The sequence below is a fragment of the Streptomyces sp. SM1 genome (assembly GCF_002910825.1).
Taxonomy (GTDB): Bacteria; Actinomycetota; Actinomycetes; order Streptomycetales; family Streptomycetaceae; genus Streptomyces; species Streptomyces okerensis.
The window spans coordinates 1-6,104 of the sequence record NZ_NEUB01000881.1; the positions used below are offsets into that span (position 1 = coordinate 1).

The window sequence follows — 6,104 nt, forward strand, 5'->3', positions numbered from 1 at the left end:
CCGGCCGCTGACGAGGTCCGGCCAGGGGGTGCCGGTGGCGGCGGCCAGGGCATGCCCCAGTGGCTCCACCGGACGGTGGGCGCGGCGTCCGCACGGGGCGGATGGGCCTCGACGGCCTTGCGGAACACGGCCACCTCCGCCGGGTCGGGCGGGGTGCGCAGCAGGACGCCGGGCAGCAACGCGTCGGCTCCCAGCACGCGTACGGCGGCGAGTGCGAGGTCTCCCGCTTCCCCGTCGGCCCTCAGGGGGACAACGTGCGGGTGGTCCCCGCCCCGAAGGGCGGAGACCACACCGGAAGCGAGGTCCTGCACCGCGGCCTGCAATCGGGTCGAAGTGCCTGACTGCTCCATCTGACTACTCCCGTCGATCCGTTCAGCCCTTCTTCGGGCGCGGGGTCGGGGGCGACAGCAGCAGCTTCGTCGCTCCGGAGAGGAGAGCCAGCGCGGCGCACTGACGGCTGTCGCGGTACACACCGTCGGCTTCGACCGGGTCGAGTGCCGCCTCGATGTCGACGCTCTTGACGCCGGTGAGCTCTTCGGTGATCTTTTCGGAACGCACAACACCATCTCCCTGAGGCGTAGCGAGTACGTTCACTTTCAGAATCACCCAAGTCGGACAAATCATGCGACTTTTCCCGTACTTACTCTCGTCACTTCTTCAACATGCCGAAGGGGTACGGCGGCACGGAGGACCGCCCGGCCAACCGGCGGCCGGGCGTACTCCCGCAAGGAGAACACCGCTGTGCGGACGGGTCGGAACACGGTTGAGCGGGATGGCCAGATTCTGCTCCGGCACCGTGTACTCCATTCGGGCGAGCCGCCCCGCGAGCGCCTCCAGCACGCCCACGGTGATGCCCTCGCCGGGGCAGCGATGGCCGCTTGACGGTTCGCCACCACCCTGCGGGATCAGTTCGTCGCGTTCCACGGGCCGTTGCAGGAAGCGTCCCGGGCGGAAGGCGTACGGGTCGCCCCAGAGCGACTCGTCGTGGTTCTGCCCGTACACGTCGAGCACCACCAGTCCCCCGGCCGGGACCCACTCGCCCCGCCAGTACAGGTCACGCGCCGCGAGTCCGCCGAGGAACGGCACGAACGGGTAGAAGCGGCGCACCTCGTGCGCGAACGCGGCGGTGAACGGAAGGTCGCCGTCCGCCAGCGGCGCCCGGTGCTCGGGCCACCGGTGCAGGGCGTGCGCCGTGAAGGCGACGAACCAGGCGACGGCGGCCGTCGGGCGGAGGACGTTGAGCAGCTCCACCGCGGCCGTCTTCTCGTCGAGCGGTCGCCCGTCGGCGCCGCGGTGCAGGCACACCAGACCGAGCACCGAGTCCGGGTCGGCGGTGACCACACCGGAGCGTACGTCCCGCACCAGGCGGCCCAGCCGCTCCTCCTGACGGGCGCGGGCACGCCGGGCACGCAGATGACGCGGGCCGGCGGTGGCGAAGCCGTCGACCATCGCGATCAGGTCGCGGGCGGTCGCCGCCGCGTCGGCCTCGGTGTGGGCCGGCATGCCGGCCCACCGGTGGACCCCTGTGGTGAGCACCGTGCCCGCCTCGTCGAACAGCACGACGGAGCCGCGCCGGCCCCACGCGGGCACCGCGTCGTCCCACGCCGCGTTGACATGGTCGACGAGGCCGGCGATCCGGCCGGGCTCGAGCAGCGGCAGGAACAGGGACTTGCGGGTGCGGTGGGCGGCACCGTCGAGGGTGTGCACGGCCTCGTGGCCGAACAGGGTGGCGAGCACGGGTTCGGGGATGGCCCGGTGCCGGTGCACGTTCCGCTCGTCGTAGAAGAAGCGCACCGCCTCGGGCCCGCGCAGGGCGAGCGCGGGCCGGCCCAGGATCCGGGTGCGGACCACGGGACCGGGGGTGTCGCGCATCCGGTTGGGCAGCCAGGCGTAACCCTCGGCCAGCAGGGGCAGGGTGCGGTCGATCAGGGGGCGGCTGAGTACGTCCATGGCCGCCGGGTGCCCGCCGGGCTCCCCCGGACACGCCGGAGGGCGCGGAGGGCACCCGTACGGGTGTGGCGGAGGCCACGCGCGGAAGGAGTCACGGGTCACGTCGGGACGGCCGGGCCGGCGGCTAACGTTCCGTCCGGCCCCCTCACCCGACGGTTCGGACGGCCCGGCAGTGCACACAGATCTCTCCCCGGTCATCGCGGCCACCGCGCAGTGGCTGACGCGTTCCTTCCCCGCGTCCGGCGGGGCGCTGGCCTCCGCGCGGTGCGAGGCGCAGGCGCGGCAGGCGGTGACGGTCGCGGCCCGGCTCCGGTACCCGACGGCGATGGACGCGGCGCTGCTCTCCCTGGCGGGGCCGGGCGGTTCGGCGCGGCTCGAGTGGGTCACGGGCGCGGACCCGGACGGCGACGCGGACGCGCACGCCTGGCGTACCTGGGTCGACGAGGTCGTGGCCAGCTGGGCGGCCTGTCTGCTCGCCGACCCGGAACTGGCCTCTCTCGCGGTGAGCGCACTCGGTGCGGACACACCGGCCGAGTTCCGCCGCCTCCTCGTCCCCGACGAGACCGACCGCCGCTCCGCGGCCCTCCTCCGCCACCCGGACCTGCTCGCCCCGGTCGTCACCCTCCACCAGGCGTCCCTCCTCACCCGTCTCGCCCCGGACCCCACTCTCGCGGCCTGACCCACACGGACTCCCCCGGCACGGCGGACCCGCCCCCACCCCCGGCGACAGCCCTCACCCCGAGACCGCCTCCACACAGACCGACCTCCGGAACACGACAGGCGCTCCCCCACCGTGCCGTCGCCGGCCACTCCCCCTCTCCCTCCCCCAAGAGCCGCTCCCCGCAGGCCTCCGGAACACGACAGGCCCCGGCCACCTCCCCGGTGACGTCCCCGGCCCAGACCCACCCGCACACACCTCCGGAGCCCGACAGTTCCGCCCGCGCCCCCGATGGCGTCCCCCGTCCCTCACACCCCCGCCCGGCGCGAGCAGCACCCGTCCCACCGCACCCTCATCCCTCCTCCGCCCCGGCCCACCCGCACGCACCTCACGGGCAGTCCCCGGCCGGCGACTCCCCGCGATCCCCTCCGGCTCCTCCGGGCACGGGCCGCGGCGCGTGCCCGCACCGCGACACCGGCCTCGTCCCGCCCCCGGAGGGACGTCGCGTGGGCGTCGCGTGGGCGGGCGGGAGCCTGCGGTGCCCCCGCCCTGCCCGGGCGCCCTTCCGGCCTGCGGAAACGGGGGTGCCGTGCCGTGTTCACGCTCCGTCATTCACCGGATTGCAGCAGCCGGCCCTGCCGCGCCGGCCGCCCCGGTTCAGGCTGATCGGGTGGTCGACGGTCTCGGACCGGGTGCCGGAGGCACCGGTGCCGGTCCGGACACCGACGCCTCCGACGAAAGGGCCGAGAGACATGAGCACCGTCACCTCCCGGAACTGGGAGCACGCCGTCGTCACCGGCGGCGCCGGATTCGTCGGCTCCCACCTGTGCACCGCCCTGCTCGACGCGGGCTCCGCCGTCACCTCTGTGGACGACTTCAGCACCGGCCGGCCGGAGAACGTGACCCCGCTGCTGGAGCGGCCCGGATTCACCCTCGTACGGGCGAACGTGGCCGAGGAACTGCCGGTCGACCGGCGGCCCGACCTCGTCCTGCACTTCGCCTCGCCCGCCTCTCCGGCGGACTACCTGCGGCTGCCGCTGCACACCATGGAGACCGGCAGTCTCGGCACCCGCAACGCCCTGCGGCTCGCCCAGGACTCCGAGGCCCGCTTCGTGCTGGCCTCGACCTCGGAGGTGTACGGGGACCCGCGGCAGAACCCGCAGGACGAGCGCTACTGGGGCAACGTCAACCCGGTCGGCCCGCGCAGTGTGTACGACGAGGCCAAGCGCTTCGGTGAGGCGCTGACCACCGCCCACGCGGACACCCACGGCACCGACGCCTGCATCGTGCGGCTGTTCAACACCTACGGCCCGCGGATGCGCGGTCACGACGGCCGCGCCGTGCCGACCTTCGTCCGGCAGGCCCTGGCCGGCGAGCCGCTCACCGTGACCGGTGACGGCCGGCAGACCCGTTCGCTCTGCTACGTCGACGACACGGTGGCCGGGATCCTCGCGGCGGCCGCCCAGGACATGCGCGGGCCCGTCAACATCGGCAATCCCGGCGAGATCACGATGCTGGAACTGGCCCGGCTGGTGGTCTCACTCGCCGGTTCCACCTCCGACGTCCGCTACATCGAACGGCCGGTGGACGACCCGGCCGTGCGCTGCCCCGACATCACGCTGGCACGCGACAAACTCGGCTGGGAGCCCCGGGTGGACGCCGAGGAGGGGCTGCGCCGCACGATCGCCTGGTTCCGCGCCGAGGCCGGTCACTGAGCGCGGCCGTTCCCGACCAGGACACGCGGCCCCGCCGGCCGCCCCGATCCGCGAAAGGCCGTCCGCCCATGCGCATCCTCGGCATCAACGCCCTCTTCCACGACCCCGCCGCCGCCCTGGTGATCGACGGGCGGACCGTCGCAGCCGCCGAGGAGGAACGGTTCTCCCGGCGCAAGCACGGCAAGCGGCCGCTGCCGTTCTCGGCCTGGGAACTGCCCGAGCAGGCCGCCGCCTGGTGTCTGAAACGCGCCGGGCTGCGCCCTCAGGACCTCGACGCGGTCGCCTACTCCTTCGACCCGGCGCTGGCCCGTCCCGCCGACGCGATGGGCCTGGACGATCCGTGGGACCACCTGCGGCTCACCTACGCACGGGAGGCTCCCGGCTTCCTGCGGACCGCGCTGCCGGGCCTGGACCCCGCAGCCGTCCGCTTCGTACCGCACCACCTGGCGCACGCCGCCTCCGGCGCCTTCGCCGCATCCGGCGCCGGGGACTGCTCCGTGCTCGTGCTGGACGGCCGCGGCGAACGCGCCTCGCACCTCGCCGCCCGCCGGGTCGGCGACCGGCTCGAGTCCCTGCGCGCGCAGGACCTCCCGCACTCGCTCGGCCTCGTCTACGAGGAGCTCACCGAGCACCTCGGCTTCCTGCGCTCCTCCGACGAGTTCAAGGTGATGGCCCTCGCCTCCCACGGCACCCCGCGCATGCTGCCCGAACTGCGCCGTCACGTGTACCCGACCGGCGACGGCGGCTTCCACGCCTCGGGGGTGCCCTGGCACGAGCTGTGCGCGCCGCGCGGTCCGGACGAGCCCTGGACCCGGGACCACGCCGACGTCGCCGCCGGCGCGCAGGCCGTGCTGGAGGAGACGCTGCTGGACCTGGTGCGCTGGCTGCACGGCCGCACCCACGACTCCGTGCTCACCCTCGCCGGGGGCGTCGCCCTGAACTGCGTCGCCAACTCCCGGATCGCCCGCGAGGGCCCGTTCTCCCGGGTGTGGGTGCAGCCGGCGGCCGGTGACGCGGGCACCGCGCTGGGCGGCGCCCTGCTGCTGTCCGCCGGGGCCGGTGACGAACCGGAGCCCATGTCCGGCGCCGACCTCGGCCGGGACTGGTCGGACGCGGAGCTGGGGGCGTGGCTGAAGACGGCCGCCGTGCCCTTCGAGCGGCCGGCGGACATCGCCGCCACGGTCGCCCGGACGCTGGCCGACAACGGCATCGTCGCCTGGTTCCAGGGGCGCGGCGAATACGGGCCCCGGGCGCTCGGCCACCGCTCGCTGCTCGCCCACCCCGGTCACGCGGGCAATCTGGAGCGGCTCAACGACGTCAAGGGCCGCGAGCAGTTCCGGCCGGTCGCGCCGATGGTGCTCGCCGACCGGGCCGCCGAGATCTTCGACGGGCCGCTGCCCAGCCCGTACATGCTGTTCGTGCACGAGGTGGCTCCCGCCTGGCGGGATCGCATTCCCGCCGTGGTGCACGTCGACGGCACCGCCCGCATCCAGACGGTCGATCCGGCGCGCGAGCCCCTGGTGGCGGGGCTGCTGGGCGAGTTCGAGCGGCTGACCGGGCTGCCCGTGGTCGTCAACACCAGCCTCAATACCGCGGGCCGGCCCATGGTGGACGACCCCCGCGACGCCCTGGAGTGCTTCGGCTCCTCGCCCGTCGATCTGCTGGCCATCGGCCCGTACGCGATCCGGCGCGGTGACTTCTTCCGTTCCCCCGCCGGCGAGGGCGAGGTGCCGCGATGACCGGGTCACCCGCTCCGAACGGCGAGTACGCCGTGGTGGTGC

6 protein-coding genes and 1 pseudogene are annotated in these 6,104 nt (G+C 74.4%); 3 read left to right on the forward strand and 4 right to left on the reverse strand.

Features of this window, described 5'->3' with window-relative positions; translation table 11 throughout:
- The 3 genes and pseudogenes from B9S61_RS29455 to B9S61_RS29465 all read right to left on the reverse strand — a co-directional run.
- Nucleotides 1-350: pseudogene (locus B9S61_RS29455) on the reverse strand (hypothetical protein); the annotation flags it as partial.
- A gap of 22 nt (nt 351-372) precedes the next feature.
- Nucleotides 373-558, reverse strand: a complete 186-nt coding sequence (locus B9S61_RS29460) for a hypothetical protein (RefSeq protein ID WP_103544963.1) — start codon at nt 556-558, stop codon at nt 373-375.
- A gap of 99 nt (nt 559-657) precedes the next feature.
- Nucleotides 658-1,950: a cytochrome P450 gene (locus B9S61_RS29465; RefSeq protein WP_103544964.1), complete on the reverse strand. Its 1,293-nt coding sequence runs from the start codon at nt 1,948-1,950 to the stop codon at nt 658-660.
- A gap of 172 nt (nt 1,951-2,122) precedes the next feature.
- On the opposite strand from B9S61_RS29465, the gene B9S61_RS29470 reads away from it, so the two are divergent.
- Nucleotides 2,123-2,629, forward strand: coding sequence for a hypothetical protein (locus B9S61_RS29470; RefSeq protein WP_103544965.1), 507 nt, complete (start codon nt 2,123-2,125; stop codon nt 2,627-2,629).
- A gap of 577 nt (nt 2,630-3,206) precedes the next feature.
- Here B9S61_RS29470 and B9S61_RS41160 read toward each other — a convergent pair.
- Nucleotides 3,207-3,362, reverse strand: coding sequence for a hypothetical protein (locus tag B9S61_RS41160; RefSeq protein WP_181007598.1), 156 nt, complete (start codon nt 3,360-3,362; stop codon nt 3,207-3,209).
- On the opposite strand from B9S61_RS41160, the gene B9S61_RS29475 reads away from it, so the two are divergent.
- Both B9S61_RS29475 and B9S61_RS29480 read left to right on the forward strand, forming a co-directional pair.
- Nucleotides 3,361-4,323 (forward strand): NAD-dependent epimerase/dehydratase family protein, encoded by a 963-nt coding sequence (locus B9S61_RS29475; protein ID WP_103544966.1) that lies wholly within the window; start codon nt 3,361-3,363, stop codon nt 4,321-4,323. The two genes, B9S61_RS41160 and B9S61_RS29475, sit on opposite strands and share 2 nt — an antisense overlap.
- Before the next feature lie 68 nt (nt 4,324-4,391).
- Nucleotides 4,392-6,062, forward strand: coding sequence for a carbamoyltransferase C-terminal domain-containing protein (locus tag B9S61_RS29480; protein ID WP_103544967.1), 1,671 nt, complete (start codon nt 4,392-4,394; stop codon nt 6,060-6,062).
- Nucleotides 6,063-6,104: the final 42 nt, after the last annotated feature.